The sequence below is a fragment of the Okeania hirsuta genome (assembly GCF_003838195.1).
GTDB classification, from domain to species: domain Bacteria; phylum Cyanobacteriota; class Cyanobacteriia; order Cyanobacteriales; family Microcoleaceae; genus Okeania; species Okeania hirsuta.
Genome location: NZ_RCBY01000133.1, coordinates 1 through 22282 on the forward strand (window position 1 = coordinate 1; position 22282 = coordinate 22282).

Annotated in this window: 12 protein-coding genes and 1 pseudogene; 8 read left to right on the forward strand and 5 right to left on the reverse strand. The window is 35.5% G+C overall.

Annotated elements, in window-relative coordinates:
• The first annotated feature begins 1135 nt into the window (after positions 1-1135).
• Positions 1136-2272 (forward strand): glycosyltransferase, encoded by a 1137-nt coding sequence (locus D5R40_RS20240; protein ID WP_124155113.1) that lies wholly within the window; start codon positions 1136-1138, stop codon positions 2270-2272.
• 752 nt (positions 2273-3024) lie between these two features.
• On the opposite strand, the gene D5R40_RS20245 is transcribed toward D5R40_RS20240, so the two are convergent.
• Positions 3025-3987: a tetratricopeptide repeat protein gene (locus D5R40_RS20245; RefSeq protein ID WP_124142702.1), complete on the reverse strand. Its 963-nt coding sequence runs from the start codon at positions 3985-3987 to the stop codon at positions 3025-3027.
• 808 nt (positions 3988-4795) lie between these two features.
• Between D5R40_RS20245 and D5R40_RS20250 the strand changes: the two genes are divergently transcribed.
• Complete coding sequence (locus D5R40_RS20250) at positions 4796-6757, forward strand: FkbM family methyltransferase (protein ID WP_124155114.1); 1962 nt, start codon at positions 4796-4798, stop codon at positions 6755-6757.
• Positions 6758-7666: 909 nt separating this feature from the next.
• On the forward strand, positions 7667-8626 hold the full coding sequence (locus tag D5R40_RS20255) for a GDP-mannose 4,6-dehydratase (RefSeq protein WP_124142699.1): 960 nt from the start codon (positions 7667-7669) through the stop codon (positions 8624-8626).
• Between the two features lie 81 nt (positions 8627-8707).
• On the opposite strand, the gene D5R40_RS35675 is transcribed toward D5R40_RS20255, so the two are convergent.
• Positions 8708-8884, reverse strand: a complete 177-nt coding sequence (locus D5R40_RS35675; protein WP_161565029.1) for a hypothetical protein — start codon at positions 8882-8884, stop codon at positions 8708-8710.
• 86 nt (positions 8885-8970) lie between these two features.
• Between D5R40_RS35675 and D5R40_RS20260 the strand changes: the two are divergent.
• Both D5R40_RS20260 and D5R40_RS20265 read left to right on the forward strand, forming a co-directional pair.
• Positions 8971-9602 (forward strand): annotated as a pseudogene (locus tag D5R40_RS20260) (Uma2 family endonuclease); the annotation flags it as partial.
• Positions 9603-10301: 699 nt separating this feature from the next.
• Positions 10302-11189, forward strand: a complete 888-nt coding sequence (locus D5R40_RS20265) for an alpha/beta fold hydrolase (RefSeq protein ID WP_124142698.1) — start codon at positions 10302-10304, stop codon at positions 11187-11189.
• A gap of 505 nt (positions 11190-11694) precedes the next feature.
• Here D5R40_RS20265 and D5R40_RS20270 read toward each other — a convergent pair.
• The 3 genes from D5R40_RS20270 to hisD all read right to left on the reverse strand — a co-directional run bounded on the left by D5R40_RS20270 (position 11695) and on the right by hisD (position 15427).
• Entirely contained in the window at positions 11695-12276 is a 582-nt protein-coding gene (locus tag D5R40_RS20270) for a DUF3747 domain-containing protein (RefSeq protein WP_124142697.1), read from the reverse strand.
• Between the two features lie 779 nt (positions 12277-13055).
• Entirely contained in the window at positions 13056-13487 is a 432-nt protein-coding gene (locus D5R40_RS20275) for a universal stress protein (protein ID WP_124142696.1), read from the reverse strand.
• A 575-nt stretch (positions 13488-14062) separates the two neighbouring features.
• On the reverse strand, positions 14063-15427 hold the full coding sequence (gene hisD / locus D5R40_RS20280; protein WP_124155115.1) for a histidinol dehydrogenase: 1365 nt from the start codon (positions 15425-15427) through the stop codon (positions 14063-14065).
• A gap of 706 nt (positions 15428-16133) precedes the next feature.
• Between hisD and rpsT the strand changes: the two genes are divergently transcribed.
• From rpsT to rpoB, 3 genes are all read left to right on the forward strand, one after another.
• Positions 16134-16472 (forward strand): 30S ribosomal protein S20, encoded by a 339-nt coding sequence (rpsT, locus tag D5R40_RS20285; protein WP_124142695.1) that lies wholly within the window; start codon positions 16134-16136, stop codon positions 16470-16472.
• Between the two features lie 431 nt (positions 16473-16903).
• Positions 16904-17698 carry a TatD family hydrolase gene (locus D5R40_RS20290; protein ID WP_124155116.1) on the forward strand — a complete coding sequence of 265 codons (795 nt, stop codon included), beginning with the start codon at positions 16904-16906 and terminating at the stop codon, positions 17696-17698.
• Between the two features lie 857 nt (positions 17699-18555).
• On the forward strand, positions 18556-21864 hold the full coding sequence (rpoB, locus tag D5R40_RS20295) for a DNA-directed RNA polymerase subunit beta (protein ID WP_192901294.1): 3309 nt from the start codon (positions 18556-18558) through the stop codon (positions 21862-21864).
• Positions 21865-22282: the final 418 nt, after the last annotated feature.

Here is a 22282-nt window from a genome sequence, read left to right on the forward strand (position 1 = left end):
CTGTTCCCAGCTCCGGTGTTCCCTGTTCCCTGTGTCCTCACGCTTTGCAATATTTTATGAAATTGGTATAAAAGTTTTTTCGTCAAGGATATATTTTGATGACAAAAATAGGAAGTTAATTTTCTGTTCCTGCTTAATGACAGTTGCTATATTTTTAAGTTTACGTTTCCACTTATCAGCAAGAACAGGAATAATTAAAATAACTTAGTCACACTCCAATTTGCCCTAACTCAAAATATTTCATGGCAATTGAAAAAAGTTGACTCTAAATTGTGATAATTTATAATTCAGGAATAATCATAAGTACTCATGCCAAATTATTTGTATATAATTTCATCTCTAAGTCTGACAGAGTGAGAAGTTAATGCATAATTAATTATGCTTAAATACTTAATTTAGGAATTATACAAATCTGGAAAAAGAATGTGACGAATAATGAGGGCAATTAAAAGAAACCTGCAGGAGATGTTCCTTGGGCTAAAAAGATAAAGTCCCACCTAATAAATGGTATCAAAGCTATTTATTTTTACTCCTGACTCAGTCCTCCTGACTCCTGACAAAAAACTCAATCGCCGACAAAGATACGATCAGGGGTCAGGAGGGGAATTCAGGAGTAAAAATAAATGGTATCAAAGCTATTTATTTTTACTCCTGACTCAGTCCTCCTGACTCCTAAGAAATAACCTAGTTATTTATAGCAAATATTTATTACGCTTTGTCAGAGAATTCACGGCCTCATAAAAATAATTTGAAATGTTTCTTCTCGGTTTTTTATCTATTAGTAACTATTTGAATTTATTAGTGACAAATATCAAGCTTTATTTTGAGTTTAACAGACATCAACATCAGGTTATTCAATCACTTTTATTATTTATAATTTCTTTAATCAAATTGGTATAATACAGTACGATCGTGAATACAGTTTCAAAGAGCCATCTTGGACAAAAAAATCAGGTATAAAACCTCCCCCTTTAAGGAGATAAAAAAGAAAATTTTGCATTTTATCGCCTCCCTATTGCCCGAGGTACTGATAATTGATAACTGAATTGACACTAAGAAATAAAGAACATCAAAAAATTATAAATATCTTTTATCAACCAAACTTAGTATTACTTCAAAATTAATATTAGATTAAATGCTCATCAATCATTGTCCTCAAGTTACCGTTTGTTTACCTACTTATAACTCTGGAGAATTTCTAACTCAAGCAATAGATAGTGTCCTTCAACAGACATTTACAGATTTTGAGTTAATTATTTCTGATGATTGTTCCAACGATAATACTCCAGAAATTATTAAAAATTATCTGCAGAAAGATAACAGAATTAGATACTTGAGAAATTCAAAAAATTTAGGACTGTTTACTAATTGGAATCAGTGTTTAGAAAGTGCTAATGGTGAGTATATTACTATCTTTGCTCAGGATGATGTGATGTTGCCAAAAAATTTAGAGCAAAAGGTAAAAATTTTGGATAAATACCAAAATATAGGTTTAGTTACTTCATCTGTTATGGTGGTTGACGCTAATAATAATCATCTCAATTGGAATTGGGCAAATTATCCTGAGGATAAGTTAGTAAATGGCAAGGAATGGGCGAGGAATATTTTGGGAGAAGCTAATCCTATTTGTTGCCCGTTTGTATTAATGAGAAGACAAGTTTTAGAGAAAGTAGGCGGGAAATTTAATGAGAATTATGCTTATGCTGCGGATTTAGAATTATGGTTGAGAATTGGTTTGGTTGCTGACTTATATTTTGTCAAAGAAATATTGGGATATTATCGATGGCATGAAGGAAATAAAACTCATAGTTTTGATGATTTTTATCAGGTAAAAGAACATTTACAAATTTGTAGTGATTTAATTGATAGTTTAAATTTATCAGACCCAGAATTAAATTATTGGGAAAGTGAAGTGTTATCTCGAACTGTTAAATGGGTGAGTTTTTATCAAATTTATCGTCATCTGGAAAAGGGAAATTTTGATGAAGCATTCAAGTTATCCGAGTTGCTGGAAAATTGGCGGGGTAAGTCAGTAAAATTAAGTATTTCTGTGCAAGAGTTAGGCACTAGAATACAAAAAATTTTACAAGTAAATTCTCGCCTCAAGTTTGAAGTGGATGAATATAGGGACTGGGTTAAAAATCTTGAGAATAAAAATTCGGTTTTAGAAATGAAAATTAATCAGTTAAATGATGAAAAAAAATGGCTAGAATCTCAGATTAAAGCTTGGATACAAACTGCACAAAAATATTATCAAGAAAATAGGAAATAGCAGAGCGGGGGAGTGGGGGAGTGGGGGAGTGGGGCAGCAGGGGAGTGGGTAGGGACGTTGCATGCAACGTCCGTACAGGGAGTAGTAAATATAATAATAATTAATACGCTTCTAGGGTGCTAATTATCAAAAAGGTGATTATATTTGTGTCAATTACTTAATATATTGAAGTGCTATTTAAGTTAAGTATTGTCGAAGGAAAGGTTATTTCTTAGGAGTCAGGAGTCAGGAGTCAGAATGAATAGTTTTAATGCCATTTATTAGGCCATAATTTATCTTTTTAGTTCAAGGGACATCTTCTGCACCTGTCTTTTAATCATGCTTATTATTCGTAATATTCTTTTTTCACCCATGGTATTAGGACATATCAAAAGCTTAAAATTCAGAAAAAGCAGTATTTTTCCCTCTTCCTTCTTCTTTCTTCCTTCTTCAGCTTAAAATTCAGAAAAAGCAGTATTTTTCCCTCTTCCTTCTTCCCTCTTACTTCTTCAGCTTAAAATTCAGAAAAAGCAATATTTTTCCCTCTTCCCTCTTCCTTCTTCCCTCTTACTTCTTCAGCTTAAAATTCAGAAAAAGCAATATTTTTCCCTCTTCCCTCTTCCTTCTTCCCTCTTACTTCTTCAGCTTAAAATTCAGAAAAAGCAATATTTTTCCCTCTTCCCTCTTCCTTCTTCCCTCTTACTTCTTCAGCTTAAAATTCAGAAAAAGCAATATTTTTCCCTCTTCCTTCTTCCCTCTTCCCTCTTCCTTCTTCAGCATTCAATAAAACGACTATAAGCGACACTTGCTTCATCTATTTTTCCTTGCTTTGCTAAAGCATCTCCTAAATTTTTATGAAATAAAGGTGAGGTGGGATTGAGATTTATTGCTTGCTCAAAAACATAGATTGCCTCTTCTAATTCCCCCACTTTTGTTAAAGCTTCTCCTAAATAGTTGTAAGCTAAATCTAACTTGGGATTAATTTCAATAGTACGACGGTAAGAGGCGATCGCTTCTGACCATCTTTCTTTTTTTGCCAAAACTATTCCTAAATTTAGATAAATCTCTGGATTATTTTTCTCTATTTCTAAGGCAAGTTGATATTCATAAATTGCTTGCTGAATATCGCCTTGCTCTGTCAATATTTTGCCTAAATTAAAATGAATTTCTGGATTTTCTGGTTCAGTTATTAGGGCAATTTGATAAAAAATAATTGCAGAGCTTAATTTATTTTTTCTAAATAAGATATTAGCTAAACGACAACATATTTCTGGATGATAGGGTTGAGTTTCTAAGATTTTATGGTAGTTGCTTTCATTCTGAGGATCGTAATCTATTGCTTGACGATAATGACTCAATGCTGCTGTTAAATTATCCTGATAACGCTGCCGAAAAATATCCCCTAAATTTTCATACACTTCTGTTAAATTTGGTTGTAATTTTATAGCTTTTTGGTAACTGAAGATCGCCTCATCCCACTGCTTTTGTCGAGAGTATAAATTACCAATCATTTTGTATAATTCAGCTAAGTTTGGCTGAATTTTTAATGCCTTAAAATACCAATTAATTGCAGCTTTTAAATTACCTTGAATTTCTAAAGCATTTCCCACAGTCTGATAAGCTGGAATAAAGTCTGGTTTTACCTCTATAATTTGATGACACAGAGCGATCGCTCTATCCATTTTACCTTGGGCCAAATATTCTCTGGCTTTTTGGTGTTTTTCTACTACATTCACAGTTAAGTATAGATTTTTTCATACTTGACTATATTAAGCTAAAGTATGTTGCAAATTCAAAGATTATTTATCAAACAAATCTCGGACAATCTTTTGTACTATGTTGGTTTTTGTGAGATACCTAGTTAATAATATATGTAAGCATTTCCTGTGGAATGCTGCGCAAACAGCTATTAGCGGTCAGTTCATCCTACGGAATGCTACGCAAACAGCTTTTTAATGAATGAAGCAAACATTAGTTTAACTTCTACTACATTTTCAACTCTATAAAGCTGATAGTTGACTGCTGAATGCTTGGCAATATATTTTGGATAACATATCTAGTTAAGACTTTTGGTAGTAATTTGATCGAGATTTAGATATATACTAATTTCATTTGAGTTGCGTAAAAAACATGGTCGCTTTTAGGCAAAAAGTCAAAGGCAAGAGGCAACAAGTAAGAAGGTTTTCTGGACTTTTTAATGTTAGTAAATAACCAATTATTGTTTGACATCACATCCCGTTAATTCGGTATAAAAAAATGTTTCATCTTCAGGTAGAGCAAAAATATTTCTAAATTCTTTTTCCTCCTGACTCCTGATTCCTAATTAACTATCTAGTTATACCAATACCACCAGATTTAATATTACATTTCAAATGAAAACGCTATATCTAGAGAATATAAACTCAAAAAATTGGCTGAATTTTACCTCTGCTCTACTGCTTTAGCTAAGAAATAGTTCTCTTCTTGGTTAAAGATTGATTTTATTAGTGGTAGAGCGACATATTTATTTTTTTCTGAACTGAAATTATCTAAGTATTAGTAGTCATGAAATTAGATTTAAAGAACCTTTGCTTTCAAAACCAAATTTTTCCTAGAGGCATTATTCATGTAGGTGCTTATGAGGGTAAAGATATTAAAACTTATCAAGGGTTAAATATTTCAAAAATTCTTTTCATTGAAGCTAACCCCACAGTATTTGAAAGGCTAAAAACAAATATTGCCGAAGTATCTATTGATGTGCAAGCTGTTAACTATGCTATTAGTAATCAAAATGGAAAAGTAAAATTATATGTTAACTCCATGGGACAGAGTAGTTCCATTTTGCCTTTGAAATTTTATCGAAATATTTATCCAAATATTAAAGAAACACATCAACTAACTGTTGAGTCAAAAACTCTTGATACTTTGCTATCAGAATTAGGACTAACACCAGCAGATTTTAATATTCTCAATCTAGATATTCAAGGGGCAGAACTTTTGGCATTACAAGGTGCAACTAATCTACTTAAATATATAGATGCAGTTTACACAAAAATCAATTATGAAGAACTCTATGAAGGTTGTGCTTTGGCAGAAAAAATTGATGAGTTTTTAGCACAGACTGGTTTTGGTAAAATAGCAGTTGCCACGCCTTTTCATCCTTCTTGGGGAGATGCTTTTTATGTGAGAAAACAAGTAATTAGTATGTCTACTCTTGGCAAAAATGGTGGATTAGGTAATCAAATTTTTCAGTATGGTTTCTTGAAAATATATGCTCAAGAAAATTGCTTATCAGTAGAGACTCCAAAATGGATAGGGCAAGAATTATTTGGGCATAAAGATCGAGAGATTTCTGAAGATTTACCTGAAGTTGGGGAGAATGATAATGAATTTATCCTCGGTAATACAGAAATTTTGAAAAATGTAGATATTCATGGAGAATTTTTATATCACACTCGCTATTATGTGCCCTTTAAAGAATATTTTTGTTCTTTGTTTCAACCTGCACTAGAGGTAGAGGAAAAAGTAAAACTTGCTTGGGAAAAATTACACTCTCGTGGCAAAACTATCATTGGTTTACATTTACAATCACATTCAGAGGAAAATAGTAATTTTGCTGTTGCTCCGAGTGAGTGGTATAAAATTTGGTTAGATGGTTTATGGGAAACTTTAGAGGAACCAGTTTTATTTATTGCCAGCGATAATATAGAAGAATTACCTCTGGCTTATTTTGCTGAATATCATCCTGTAACCGCTCAAGACTTGGGGATAGAAGTTAATCAAGAATATCTGAATTTTTTCTTATTGAGTAAGTGTGATTTTGTTGCTATTTCTAACACTCCCTTTGCTTTTGCTGCTTGTCTATTAAATGAAGTCGGAAAATATTTCTTTCGACCTCATTTTTCCACTGCAAAACTTATACCTTTTGAACCTTGGAATAGTACGCCAGTTTTTCGAGATGTGGATATTTCAGAAATAGGGAATAGTGTTTCATTGGAGGTAAAATTTCAGGAAAATCAAGTCGAGTTAGCAAATATTCAGTCTCAGAAAGATGAACTTTCTCAGAAATTAATATCTACCCAATCTCAACTTCAACAAAATCGTGAAGAATTAGAAAATACTAAATCTCAGCGAGACGAATTTTCCGCACAATTAGTATCTGCTCAGTCTCAACTTCAGCAAAATCAAGGAACTGCCAAAAATGCCGAAGCACAACTACAACAAATTCAAGCAGAGTTAGATAAATCTTCTTCAGAACTATATGATGTGCGAGAAGAATTAGAAATTACCCAATTCCAACTCGATGAAGTACAGGTAGAATTAGAACAATCTCAATCTAAATATTTCAAGTATCAAGAAGAATTGAATACCTGTAAATCTCAACTTCAAGAAACTCAAACCGAACTAGAAAAAACCAAACTAAAACTAGAAAATCAGGAAAAAATACCACCTAATCAAAATACAAAAAACTACGCAGCACATCTCAAAAATTTAGCGAAAATTCTAGCAGAAACAATTCCAGATTGATATATAGCAATTCCTAAGAGGCGTGAGGTCAAAAATTATTTTGCTGCGTGGGAGTAGGGAATAGGGAATAGAAAAGAAGAAAAACAACTGTACCTCAGTAACTTGAGAAAGGCTAGATTGTATAAATCTATAGCAATTATAAATGATGTGCAAGAAAACTAAAATAGATCGTAAAGTCTGAAAAATAACCATTTTAATCTAACTCCAAAATATGTTTTATATAACCTGAATAAGGCTTCTATATAGAGATTACATTTAGGCAATAACCTGTTGTTTTTAATCAAAAGATATCTTTGAAAAAGAAGTCAGAATACAGGAGTCAGAAGTTATAGCAAGCGCGATAAATGTTTGCTACATTTTTGCATTGGGCAGGAGTATGGCCGAATAGCCATTTGCCCGTACAAAAGTAGGGGAGAACTAAACATCAGAATAATTAACAATAAATGGCCTGCTAATTATCAAAAAAGTTATTCAGTTAGCATGTTAATTACTTAATAATTGAAGTGTCGTCTAAGTTAAGCATTCTTTTTTTCAAAATGGTATTATAGAATAATGAGATATTTAACCCAATTAGGTAAGGATAGAGTCAGGAAAAGTCAAAAAACATTCTTATTAATTCTTACTCCTGACTTATTACCTGGAAAAGGCAATAAAGTCAGCCTTCTAATATAGGGTATGGTGAAAAAAAGTAGGCGAGGAAAGGCAATAGTTTATTGAAGTTTAACAGTAGAAAAAATTTCACTGTTTCAGTTCAAAAAAATGTCTGAATTTTGACATACAGTTCGACTTATTTGTTTTTATTGCACTACATGAATATCTCAATAACCCTTAAAACTTTGATTAATTAAAATTTCAGACTTATTCAGCAAGTCCTAAATATTTATCTCTTTTTCTCCTTCCTTAAAAATTATGAAAACAGCATTAATTTCCGGAATTTCAGGTCAAGACGGTTCCTACTTAGCCAAACTATTACTAGAAAAAGGTTATAATGTTTGTGGCACTTCCCGAGATGCCCAAATGTCTACTTTTAACAACTTATATCGTTTAGATATTCGTGACAAAATAAAATTAGACTCTATGTCTTTAACTGACTTTAGAAGTGTCTTACAAATATTAACCAAATATCAACCAGATGAAGTTTATAATCTAGCAGGTCAAAGTTCAGTAGGTCTATCTTTTCAACAACCTGTAGAAACATTAGAAAGTATCGCTACTGGCACATTAAATTTATTAGAAGCAATTAGATTTACCGGAGCAAAAATTAAATTATATAATGCTAGCTCCAGCGAATGTTTTGGCGATACAGGCGGTCAACCTGCTACAGAAATCACTCCTTTTCGCCCAAGAAGTCCCTATGCTGTTGCTAAATCTACAGCCTTTTGGGAAGTGGCAAATTATCGAGAAGCTTACAATTTATTTGCTTGTTCTGGCATATTATTTAATCACGAATCTCCCCTCAGACCTCAACGTTTTGTAACTCAAAAAATTATTTCAGTTGTTTGTAAAATTGCTAATGGTAGTAATGAAAAATTACATTTAGGAAATATTTCAGTACAGAGAGATTGGGGTTGGGCACCCGAATATGTAGAAGCAATGTATTTGATGTTGCAGCAAGAAGAACCAGATGATTATGTAATCGCTACTGGAGAAAGTTATCCTTTACAAGATTTTGTCATAGAAGCTTTTGCTACTGTAGGATTAAATTGGCAAAATTATGTAGAGGTAGATCGAAGTTTATATCGCCCTACTGATATTTCCGTAGGTAGAGCAAATCCAATTAAAGCTAAAGAAAAATTAGCATGGAAAGCACAGTATAAAATGCCAGATGTAGTGCGAATGATGGTTGAGGCAAGAATGGCTAATATTTAAGTTAAGTAGGGCAGCAAAAAATCACACAATCAGGTGTCTAAATATTGTGAATACTTAACAATTTGTAGATAGTTTGTTTAACTAGCTATCAGCATTTTCCGTACCGGAATGCTCCGCAAACAGCATTTCTGTACCGAAACGCTTTTTAATCTTTTTTTGTATGCCCATATTTTTATCCTTGGTCATAATAATTATGAAATATTGAATTTTATAACTGTTTTCATCTAGGGAGAATACAGATATTTTTTCTCCAATCAAAGCATCTAGAAGTTATGTAGTCTATACTTAGTGAAAAACAACAATAATATAATAAGACTATGATTAAAATCAAAATAATACCTTGAGAAAATGGCGATCGCTTAACTAGAAATGAGTTTGAAAAGCGCTGCTTTTCCATGCCAAAACATAAAAAAGCTGAACTTATTGAAGGAATTGTTTATATGACTTCACCATTAAGATTTTCTGCCCATGGAGAACCTCATCTTCAGATTAATACTTGGTTAGAAGTGTATACTGCTGCTACTCCTGGAGTTAGGAGTGTCGATAATACTACTCTCGTTTAGATAAAAATAATGAACCTCAACCAGATGCCATATTATTTATTGAACCAAGTTTGGGAGGACAAACAACAATTAGTGAGGATGATTATATAGAAGGAGCACCAGAATTAATTGTTGAAGTTGCTGCTAGTAGTGCTGCTTATGATTTGCATGATAAATTAAAAGTCTATCAACGTAATGGAGTCAAAGAATATTTAGTTGGGCGAGTTTATGAACAATAATTCAGTTATTTTTGGTTGTCTGAAGGTGAATATATTTCTGCGACAATAGATGAAAATGGAGTTATAAAAAGTCAAGTTTTTCCTGAATTATGGTTAGCAGTTAAATCCTTAATAGAAGGAAATTTAGCTGAAGTTTTAAATGTACTTCAACAAGGATTATCTAGTTCTGAACACCAATCATTTATTAGTCAACTTCACAGTGAATTAGCATTTTTAGTTAGAGTGAGTATCTTTAATATTGCCATCAATAAAAACCCAGGGTTTAAAGGTCAAAATTTCCCTAAATTATAGTTTGCCGTTAAACCCTGAATAGACAGAAATTTGCCTGAAGTATTCAATCTACTTCAGCAGAAATTATCTATAGCAATATGATTTGAGTTGTGAGATATTGGAGACTTTCAACTTCACAATTAATTAGGATTTTTAGTTAGAGTGAGTATCTTTCTGTTGCTATAGATAAAACGGAGTGATAAAAAGTCAAAATTTACAGAAATTATAGTTAGCAGTTACATCCTTAATAGAAAGAAATTTTCCTGAAGTATTAAATCTACTTCAGCAGGAATTATCTAGTTCCGAACACCAAGAATTTATCAATCAACTTAACGGTTAATTAGGATTTTTATTCGCAAGCTACTTTAGCGATCGCTTATGCAATAATCCTATATCAATTCCCATACATTAATACTTAACTTAGATAACACTTCAGTTATTAAGTAATTTAAAAGAGCAGAATAAATTTTTTTGCTAATTTTAGCCAAGTTAATGTTAATTATTCTGATGTTTACTTCTCCCCCACTCCCCTACTCCCCCACTCCCCTACTAATGAAAATATAGACCTAAATTTTGCCAACATTTCTATTATGATAAATATGTAAGTTTACAAAACTTTATAAAATGAACCCCGTTATAGCAACACCACCAAATCAACTAGACCTGCATACTTGGACTTGGAAAAACCACCAAATCCAATATACAGTCATGGGAACTGGACAACCCCTAGTATTAATTCATGGTTTTGGTGCATCCATAGGTCATTGGCGTAACAATATCCCTACCCTCGCCGCTGGAGGCCATCAAGTATTTGCCCTCGACTTACTAGGATTTGGTGCATCTTCTAAGCCACCTATAGATTACTCATTAGAACTTTGGCAAGAACTACTATACGACTTTTGGAACCAACATATTCAAAAACCCACCGTCTTTATAGGCAACTCCATTGGTGGATTACTTAGCCTAATGATACTAGCAGACTACCCAGAAATTTGTACAGGTGGGATTCTAATTAACTGTGCAGGAGGCTTAAACCATCGACCTCAAGAATTAAATCCTCCCCTAAGATTCATAATGGGAATGTTCAGCAAATTAGTTAATTCCCCAGCTCTAGGACCATTTATTTTCAATCAAGTCCGTAAAAAATATCGTATTCGTGGCACCCTCAAACAAGTTTATAGTAATCAAGATGCCATTACAGATGAGTTAATCGAACTACTTCATCGTCCTTCCTGCGACCCTGGAGCGCAGAAAGTCTTTGCTTCAATTCTCACTGCACCTGCTGGACCCCATCCCTCAGAATTGTTACCAAAAATTCCAGCACCATTGTTAGTAATTTGGGGAGAAAACGATCCTTGGACACCAATTTCTGGTGGTAAAATTTATCAAGACTTAGCAGAGAAAGGTGCATCTATCCAATTTGTTCCCATACCCAACACAGGTCATTGTCCCCACGATGAAAGGCCAACAATAGTTAATTCTTTGATTTTAGATTGGTTATCTCAAAGGTGAAGCTCTTGATAGATAGTGCTTTCAAGATTTGTCAAAAAAAATTACTGAAATATAGTGACAAAACTAGCTTTCTAAGTTAGAATGTCTACCGTGTGAGGAGCGAATCAGCAAGAGCATCGAGACGAAACACGGTCAGTCGTCGATGCTCTTTCTCAAAAACTCTATTTACGTTAAGGCACAACTGTTGTGTCAATTACTTTTTAAGTTCATTTTAAGTGGTGTTGAGGATTATTAAAAGGTAGTCATTTTTAATGGCTACCTTTTTAAATTTATTTGATATATCTAGGACTTGCTGATTAACTCTAAAAGCCTTTATTTGTAAATGCTTTAGCCTTTTTTACGAAAAAAAATGCAAGTTTTTCGCTCCAAAAAGCTAAAAATACTCACATTTTCAGTAAACTCTAGACAGACAAATATCAGACAATTATTCCTTCTGACTTTTGACTTCTGAGTTCTGAGTTCTGAGTCCTACCCTCTACAAAAACATATTTTCAGTAGACCCTATCTAGTTGTTATTATTAGTTTCTAACTCTGTTGGCATCCAGTCATGAGTAACATATATATGACCTAACTCTTTACCCCCATAACTTCTTTTAGCAAACCGCCAACCAGGTTCAAGAATAATTTTAGTAAATCCGTCAGCTAAACCATAAGTTCTGCCGATCAGTAGTCGTGGTGCATTAGAATCATAACGAGAAATACCCATTAGTCGTATATCCCCCCCGCTCATTTGCAAAGAGAGAGCATATTCAAGGGCTAGATCGGTACCTGCCATTCGGATAGAATAACCATTACTGTCGGTTGCACGTCCACAAATACCCGTAAAGTCAAAATTTAGTAATAGAGGATCGACCAAGACCGGGCGATCGCCACTTTCACCCCAACATTGTCTAGCATCGGTTTTTTGTTCTAAAATTAGCAACTGTGGCCCAAAAGCACGAGGAACTGCAATTGCAATGTATCTAGACTGCTCGACTTCTTTTTGGTCAAAGAAATTTGCCCTAACTGGTACTGGACGAAGAGAAAAGAAAGTTAATACTCCTAAAGTTGTCAGTGCAGCTATAGACTGCTTAAAAAAAGTTTTCATGCCTCTTGTTTCACCTGATTTTATATAACTTGAGAATTAGATTTTGGGAAATTTTAGGACTTATTTTCGTACTTCTGTTAGAATTTGTCAAATCCCATATAGCCCAATTCTCTGAGTTAGAGACAATTTTGTATTTTTAATTACTTTCTGATACCAATTTTATGTGAGGCTGCATAGAATTAGTTGTTAGGTGGTAGGCGGTAGGTGTTAGGTATTAGGTATTGGGTGCCGCGGTGGCACATAATTATGAAATTTATTAACAAGTATTTCTTTAATGTACAGGCAACGCCTGATTAAAATATTGTTCTATGCAACTTTATATTAATTTGGTATGAGTATTTTAGAGCTAGATATTAAAATTTGTCTCAATGTCAAGTTATGATTGATTTAACAAATAAAAAATAAGATTATAGTATTGAATTTATAATTTTCGGTGGTTAACCATTAACCCATAAGTTAATCATATTTCCTATACATAAACAAATACTGCAATTAAATTTATTCTTGCTTTTGATTACCTATTTGTTTTCTATATTTTTAGAGTTATTTACGTTCTGAATACTTATATTTATATAGTGTTTTCAAATTAAATGTAAATATAGATTTAGTTTTTTTTAGAAAAAAGTGCTGTTTATAGTACCTAATGCTCTGGTGTTTGCTACTATATTAATGCTGTTTTTCTTCCTTTACTCTTCCCTATTTTCTCCATACATATTCCCTTTTCATAGCACTTGGTTTCCACATCCCAGATAAAAACGCTATAACAAAAATTATATTAGCTATCTCTGCTTGAACACAAACACAGAGCAATTTGCTTCAGCAACAACCTCACTACTAATAGACCCCTGCAAAATCCGATTGATACCTTTTAATCCCCGACTACCAATTACAATTAAATCTGCATTATAAATATTAGATAAACGAACAATTTCTTCAGTTGGATCGCCGATCACAACCTCTACTTCAGTAGTACAAGGAAGTTTTTCTCGGTAAACTTGGAGTTGCTTTTCAAATTCCCCGACAGAAATATTTTTCCCTTCAGGTTCAGGTTGATCCGCTTCCCGATCCAAATCTGATTTTTCCGTAGCAACCACATGAGATAAAATCACTCTCGTTTTTGATGTTAAGTGAAATTCTGTCAATGCTTGAATTACTAAATCTAGATCTGAGTGTGAATTGCTGAGAGCTACAATAATTGTTTTGAAGGCCATAGACAAGAGTATTAGTAGAGATTAAGAAATAGGTAGTCCTGTACAGTAATGGTAAATGAAGTATCAAATGTTTAGTCTGCCGTTACCAAAATAATTATAATGCCCACCAGTATGAATAAATAGATAATTAAGGTTTCTACAAAGAAACCCAGTTAAAGTTTGAATAAATTTAGTAACAACTAATCTGTTCTATAAAAACTTAAACAAAATCTTACAAAGAGACATTTTGACTTTAACTGACCATATCTCTCCGGTACATCACTAGGCAGAATGCTACCATAATCAGCCCCATCTAGGTTAAACAGACTTTCTACCGTAGAAGCTAATAGCCAACTTGTGGGACATGAAGACTTACTTTTAAATCCCCATCTTTGAAAGTATTACAAACTTTATAGCTGTCGAAGGAAAGGGCGCAGACAGGTCAAAAGCTTAAAACTTAGACAACGCAATATTTTTCCTTCTTCCTTCTTCCTGCTTCCTTTTTCCTTGTGCTATACAATTGAAAGTTTTCTATATTATTAGTGGTATGTTCTCCCGCGATCTTAAAGATTCTAACGGGAGTCCTCTTGCATTACTTATAAATTTTTACCATCATTTTCCTGATTAATTGTTTCTTTTTTCACCCATTCTTGTTGCTCTTGCTCCTGAGTTTTTGTCCTAACTCTTACCGAGTTAGCATGAGAGGGCAACCCCTCAGCCGTGGCCAATATATCAATAGTTGTAGCCACCTTATGCAAAGCAGCAGAAGAATATTGAACCAAACTAGAATGCTTCATAAATGTTTCTACTCCCAATGCTGAAGCATAACGAGCAGCACCAGAAGTCGGCAAAGTATGATTTGGCCCTGCCAAATAATCTCCCACAGCTTCTGGAGTCGAATAACCAAGGAAAATAGCACCAGCGTGACGAATATTTTCCAGCAAAGCCCAGGGGTCTGAAACTTCCAACTCTAAATGTTCTGGAGCAAATAGATTAGAAAGTTCAGCAGCAGCTTCGAGAGACTCAACAACAACAACTAAACCGTAATGGGCGATCGCCTTTTCTGTCATTGTGCGACGTGGATGATCCTGAAGTTGTCGCTCTACCTCTGTTACCACCTGACGTGCTATTGCTGAATCTGTAGTTAACAAGATAGCTGAAGCCAACGAATCATGTTCTGCTTGAGCCAACATATCTGCTGCTAAATGAACTGGGTTAGCTTCAGAATCTGCAATAATCATCACCTCTGAAGGTCCAGCCAGAGAATCAATGCCTACAGTACCATAAACAATCTTCTTTGCCAAAGTTACATAGATATTACCCGGCCCAGAGATTACATCCACTTTTGGTATCGTCTTTGTCCCATAAGCTAGAGCTGCTATTGCCTGCGCCCCTCCAATCCGATAAATTTCTTGAATGCCTGCCTCCTGGGCAGCTACAAGTACAGCGGGATGAATTTTGTTATCTTGACCAGGTGGTGTTACCATCACAATCTTCGGGACTTTGGCCACTTGAGCAGGTATAGCATTCATCAGAACTGTACTGGGATAAGCAGCCTTACCCCCAGGAACATATAGACCAGCTCGATCTACTGGTGTGTAGCGTTTGCCCAAAACCACATCATCATCACCGAACTGAACCCAAGATTTAGGAACTCGCTGTCGGTGAAAAGCTTCTATCTGTTTAGCAGCAAAACGAATAGAATTTAATAAGTCCTTATTTACTTGTTGATAGGCCGCATCTAACTCTGAACCAGTTACTTTTAACTCTTCTGGAGTCAAGGTAATATGGTCAAACTCAGAAGTATAGTGTAATAGAGCCTCATCACCTTTTTCTTTAACGGAGCGCAAGATTTCTCGCACCGTTGTTTCTTTATCAATAGCCGTATCATCATGGGTACGTTCTGTGATACGTTTTAATTCAGCTTGTGCCTCAAGCCAGTTAGTAATTATTCGCAGCATGGAGATTAGGAATGCCAACTAATAAAGTTCGTTAGTAGAGGGTACTTTCAGAACTCAGAGAGTTGGAGCAACATTAAAACTATGCAGAATGCTCAACACTTGACAATCAAGAAAGAAAAATTCTTATTGGTCGCCAATTGTCTCTTAGCTTTACCCTAATTTAATTGAGGGATAAAAGTAAAACCATTCTCGTAAGTTTCCGAATCACCCATTACTCTTTGTTATAGCGTGAAGTAACAACACTGGCATCTTTAATACTGTACTCAGTTTTCTGCATCATCTGTCAATATCTCCAAAAGCTTAACTTTAGCAGAAGGAAGAAGTGAAGAAGAAAGAAGGAAGAAGAAAGAAGGAAAAATCTGGCGTTATCTGAGTTTTAAGCTTTCGATCTGTCCCCGTCCTTTGCCTCGACTCCTATACCAAACCTTCAATTGCAATATTTTTCAACAAGTATTAGTATTTTCTGATAATTAATGCTATATTTATATATCTGGTACTTTATATTTTTATATATTTTGGCTGCTGGGCTAGCAGTGTAAGTCTGTGGAGTGACCGTAAGGCCGGAAAGAGGTAAAAGCCTTGGAGGTAGGTGCTATGAAGCAGAAACCTAAGTCGTGAGTCTTAGGAATTCCGCAGTGTCTCTTAAGGGAACCGTCGGAATGAGATGAATTTCTACAATGTCTGGATCTTAAAGAAAAGTTAAATTATGGCCAATATTAAGTCTGCTATCAAGCGAATCCAGATTGCTGAACGCAATCGTTTACGCAACAAAAGCTACAAATCAGCAGTGAGAACCCTGATGAAAAAATACTTCACTGCTGTAGAAAACTACGCTGCTAATCCCACAGAGGAATTAAAGCAAGAAGTTAATCTGCGAATGTCAAAAGCTTACAGTAAAATTGATAAAGCTGTAAAATGTGGTGTTTTACACAAAAATAATGGTTCTCGCAAAAAGTCCAGGTTAGTTAGATATTATAAAAGGCATCTAAAGATCGACAGTAAACAGCAAGAGTCTTCAGAAACTAATGATTCTGTAGCTTCTTAAAAAAGATTGGATTACTTAGTCTTATTGCGGAGCTAGGTGCGTAGTTTTTCGCTCTGCAAAAAGGGCGGCGGGGCATCCCGTCCTTAAAGCTCATGGAGTCCGATGCAATGGCAGGACTGCGAAGTGAGAAGCCCACACTATACCGAATGGTTAGTGTGGGAGTATGTCACAAGTCGGTATAGTTGCTTGAATTAGTAAGAACTTAAATTAATTACCCGACTTCATTTTTTCTTCAATAGCTGTCTTGAGTAAAAAAAGTTTAAAATAGTTAAAGCGATCCATTAACAACTTTGTATATTTTTGTGGCCAATATACCTATATCAACTGACAATATAGCACTACAAACTGACTAAGAGAATATTTATAATGTCAAGCCTCCTGATTGCAGAAGGTACTGATAAATGATAACTGGAAGACCTGGAGAGCCACAAATGCAGCTAATTGATACTCACGTTCATATTAACTTTGACGTATTCAATTCTGACCTGGAAGACATACGCCAACGTTGGCAACAAGCAGGAGTTGTCCACCTTGTCCACTCTTGTGTTGAACCACAGGAATTCAATGCTATTAAAGCAATAGCAGATCGTTTTCCAGAACTGTCTTATGCAGTTGGCCTACACCCTTTAGATGCTCATAAGTGGACATCTACGACGGCTACTCAAATTGAAGAGTTAGCTGCATCCGATCCTCAGGTAGTGGCTATCGGTGAAACAGGGTTAGATTTTTACAAAGCAGATAATAAAGAACAACAAGAATTTGTTTTTAGACAACAGTTAACCATCGCCAAAAAACTCAACAAACCGTTAATTATCCATTGTCGTGACGCTGCTCACTCAATGGCCGAGATTATTGATGATTTCCAAAAAAATCAAGGACTTGTCAAAGGAGTAATGCATTGTTGGGGAGGTAATCCAGAAGAAACTAAGATATTTATAGACTTAGGATTTTATATTAGCTTTAGTGGAACTGTCACCTTTAAAAAGGCTACCCAAATTCAAGAATCAGCTAAAATAGTAGATGATGATCGACTGTTAGTAGAAACGGATTGTCCATTCCTAGCACCAGTTCCAAAGCGGGGCAAACGAAACGAACCTGCTTATGTTAAATACGTTGCTGAAAAAGTAGCTGAACTTAGAGGTGTGACGCTAGAAAGTTTAGCATTACAAACTAGCGAAAATGCTTGTAGGCTATTTGGATTATCTATTGACACCAAAAATACCTAAAGGCTATTATATTTAGATTTCATCATTAAAAGTCAAACAAGTAAATTAATAGTTCGCTCTTTAATGGCCTAACATAATGCTGAGAGTAAGTTTGAGATTGACTACTCCCCGGATTCAACTCACGGGGATTCTAAGTAGATACTAAGCAACAGGATAAATCCTTGTTGCTTCGTCTATTCTTAGCTGACCAAAGATATATTCTTTGGGGACAAGTCAAAGTGCCCCTACACAGTCTGCTTAGGCCAATGCCTAACATTCTGCTTACTTTTTATTGATCAAACTAGCACAGGACAACTAAAGTTGTCTAGTCTCAACGACAGAAATAGCGTATATTGAGTTGGGAGACGGCCGGAATCAAAAAACTTATTAGAGTATAATTGTCTGGCAACTGCACCAAATAATTATGATATCTTCAATAAAATTATCGTTTAACTTGCTTTTCTTGAAAAATTAATATGTATTTTTTATTAGATTACTAATTAAGAAAAACTAACTTTTTGTATTAGGCTTTATGCTTTAAATGTACAACTATACTTATACTACTTAGGCGAAACTTCATCATCCTAACCAAATTATAAAAATGATATTATCTACAGCTTTTTTGTTTGATTCAAAAATAGTAGTTAGTGAGTAAACTTAACAGAAAAAAATTAAAATAACACTCAATAAAAATCATGAAATTTACTTATAAAAAAAATAAATTGGCACAGAATCTTTGCTTTACTCATGTATATAAACTGTAAAAATATTACACTAACTAATTTACAAGTGTATTACATATTCAAGTTTGAAATAAAATTTGTGGGAGATAAAATCACCCATAAAAAACTATAAATCAACAACCAGGATACTCAAGAATGATTCATCAAAAATTAAATATCAACACCCAAAGCAACCTACCAATTTTCAATATGCCCGATCTGATTGAAATTCAGAGGGCAAGCTTTCGATGGTTTCTAGAGTATGGCCTAATAGAAGAACTAGAAAGCTATTCTCCTATTACAGATTATACAGGAAAACTAGAACTTCACTTTATTGCCAAAAACTACAAACTAAAGCAACCAAAATACGTTGTAGAAGAAGCCAAACGTAGAGACAGCACCTACGCAGTGCAAATGTATGTTCCCACCCGCTTAATCAACAAAGAAACTGGAGAAATTAAAGAACAAGAAGTATTTATTGGCGATCTCCCCCTCATGACAGACAGAGGCACATTTATCATCAATGGAGCTGAAAGGGTAATCGTTAATCAGATAGTTCGTTCCCCAGGAGTTTATTACAAATCTGAGACAGATAAAAGTGGACGACGCACATATAATGCCAGTTTAATTCCTAACCGAGGTGCATGGCTGAAGTTTGAAACAGATAAGAATGACTTAGTTTGGGTCAGAATAGATAAAACCCGCAAACTTTCAGCTCAAGTATTACTCAAAGCTTTAGGATTAGGGGACAGTGAAATTTTTGACTCTTTGAGACATCCTGATTATTTCCAAAAAACAATCGAAAAAGAAGGACAATTTGGAGAAGAAGAGGCACTACTAGAACTATATCGGAAATTACGCCCTGGAGAGCCACCAACTATTGCAGGTGGGGAACAACTACTCCACAGTCGATTCTTTGACCAAAAAAGGTATGACCTAGGAAAGGTAGGAAGATATAAGCTCAATAAAAAGCTCAGGTTAAACTTACCAGACACAGTACGAGTATTAACCAAAGAAGACATATTAGCCGTAGTTGACTATCTAATTAATTTAGAATATGACATTGGTCAAACAGATGATATTGACCATTTAGGAAACCGACGGGTGAGAAGTGTAGGAGAACTTCTACAAAACCAAGTAAGAGTAGGTTTAAATCGTTTAGAGCGAATTATCCGAGAGCGGATGACCGTATCCGAGGCAGACTCATTAACACCAGCATCACTGGTTAACCCGAAACCATTGGTAGCAGCTATCAAAGAATTCTTCGGCTCCTCTCAGTTGTCCCAATTTATGGACCAAACAAACCCATTGGCAGAGCTGACTCACAAACGACGAATATCAGCTTTAGGACCAGGAGGACTAACTAGAGAAAGAGCAGGATTTGCTGTACGAGATATCCATCCTTCTCATTACGGGCGAATTTGTCCGATTGAGACACCAGAAGGGCCAAATGCTGGCTTAATTGGTTCCTTAGCAAATCATGCTAAAGTCAATGGCTACGGATTCATCGAAACACCATATTATCCTGTAGAAAATGGTCGAGTGCTGCGCGAGGGCAAGCCAATATACATGACAGCAGACGCAGAAGATGATTCCCGGGTAGCACCAGGGGACATTATGACCGATGCAGAAGGTAATATTTTAGGGGAAGTTGTACCAGTACGTTATCGACAAGACTTTACTACTACCAGTCCCCAACAAGTAGACTATGTAGCAGTCTCTCCGGTGCAAGTAGTTTCAGTTGCTACGTCATTAATTCCATTTTTGGAACATGATGATGCTAACCGAGCATTGATGGGTTCCAATATGCAACGACAAGCAGTTCCATTGTTGCGCCCAGAAAGACCCCTAGTTGGAACAGGTTTAGAAGCCCAAGCTGCCAGGGACTCCGGTATGGTAGTTATTACCCGCACAGATGGAGAAGTTAGCTTTATAGACTCAACTAAAATATCTGTGGTCGATCCAGAAGGTAATGAAATAGATTACCCATTGTGTAAATATCAAAGGTCTAACCAAGATACTTGCTTAAATCAAAGACCTTTGGTATATGAGGGAGACCAAGTAGTAGCTGGTCAAGTATTAGCTGATGGTTCCTCCACTGAAGGTGCTGAGTTGGCTTTAGGGCAGAATATTTTGGTGGCTTATATGCCTTGGGAAGGTTATAACTACGAAGATGCAATTCTCATTAGTCAACGTTTAGTGTATGACGATGTTTATACATCTATTCACATTGAAAAGTTTGAGATTGAGGCCCGACAGACAAAATTAGGACCTGAAGAAATTACCAGAGAAATTCCTAATGTAGGGGAAGATGGTCTGCGAAACTTAGATGAACAAGGAATAATTCGAGTTGGTGCTTGGGTAGAATCTGGAGATATTCTGGTCGGTAAAGTGACGCCCAAGGGAGAGTCTGATCAACCACCTGAAGAAAAGTTGTTGCGGGCAATTTTTGGAGAAAAAGCACGGGATGTACGAGATAATTCTCTCCGAGTACCGAATGGTGAAAAAGGCCGTATAGTTGATGTGCGAGTATTTACGAGGGAAAAAGGAGATGAATTGCCTCCTGGAGCAAATATGGTGGTCAGGGTTTATGTGGCTCAAAAGCGGAAGATTCAGGTAGGAGATAAAGTAGCAGGGCGACATGGAAATAAGGGTATTGTTTCACGGATTTTACCTATTGAAGATATGCCTTATTTGCCCGATGGTACTCCATTAGATGTAGTGTTAAATCCATTGGGTGTACCTTCGAGGATGAATGTGGGGCAGATTTTTGAGTGCTTGCTAGGATGGGCAGGTGAGGTTTTGAATGTGCGATTTAAGTGTGTACCTTTTGATGAGATGCACGGTCGTGAAAAATCAAGGGAAACGGTACATCGAATGTTGGAATTGGCCAGGGAACGTTCTGGTAAAGATTGGGTATTTAATGAAAATTATGCCGGGAAAATTCCTGTTTATGATGGACGCACTGGAGAAAAGTTTGACCGTCCAGTAACTGTGGGAATTGCTTATATGTTGAAACTGGTTCACTTAGTTGATGATAAGATTCATGCTCGTTCCACAGGACCTTATTCTCTAGTGACTCAGCAACCTTTGGGTGGTAAGGCACAACAAGGTGGTCAGCGTTTTGGAGAAATGGAAGTATGGGCATTAGAAGCTTTTGGTGCTGCTTATACTTTGCAAGAATTATTGACTGTGAAATCCGATGATATGCAGGGTCGGAATGAGGCGTTGAATGCAATTGTTAAAGGAAAAGCAATTCCACGACCTGGTACTCCTGAATCTTTCAAGGTATTAATGCGAGAGTTACAGTCTCTATGTTTAGATATTGCAGCTCACAAGGTAGAAACTATGGATGATGGTACGACTCAGGATGTGGAAGTTGATTTGATGGCAGATATACCAGGAAAGCGAGCGCCTTCTCGTCCAGTATATGAGTCGTTGTCTCAAGAGGAAAACCCCCAGTAAGTAAATTAGGTAGTAGGTTTTAAGTGGTAGGTGGTAGGTTAATTAGATGATATTTCTTCTCATAACCTGACTCCTACTGCAATTTACGGCATTACTGAGGGGCAGGGTGAATATAAGTGGGGTGGACATCCTGCCTGGGGTGAAAATATAAGGAACGGGCAAGATGCCCCCAAACACAAAACTATTAAAATCATCCCGCATTTATGCAACGCCCAATTTACTAACTAACTTGTAAAAATTATACTGCCAAAAATGGGGTAAATACAGAAAGCGAAAACTTCTCTAAAGTTAATCAAACTTCCTCATAACTATAGCTATAAAACTAAAGTGAGTAAGTTTTTCAGTTGTCTATCCATTGAGTCGTTATTACCTACAATTAAGGTATGAAGCTAGTTGAACGTCATGTTATCACCAAATC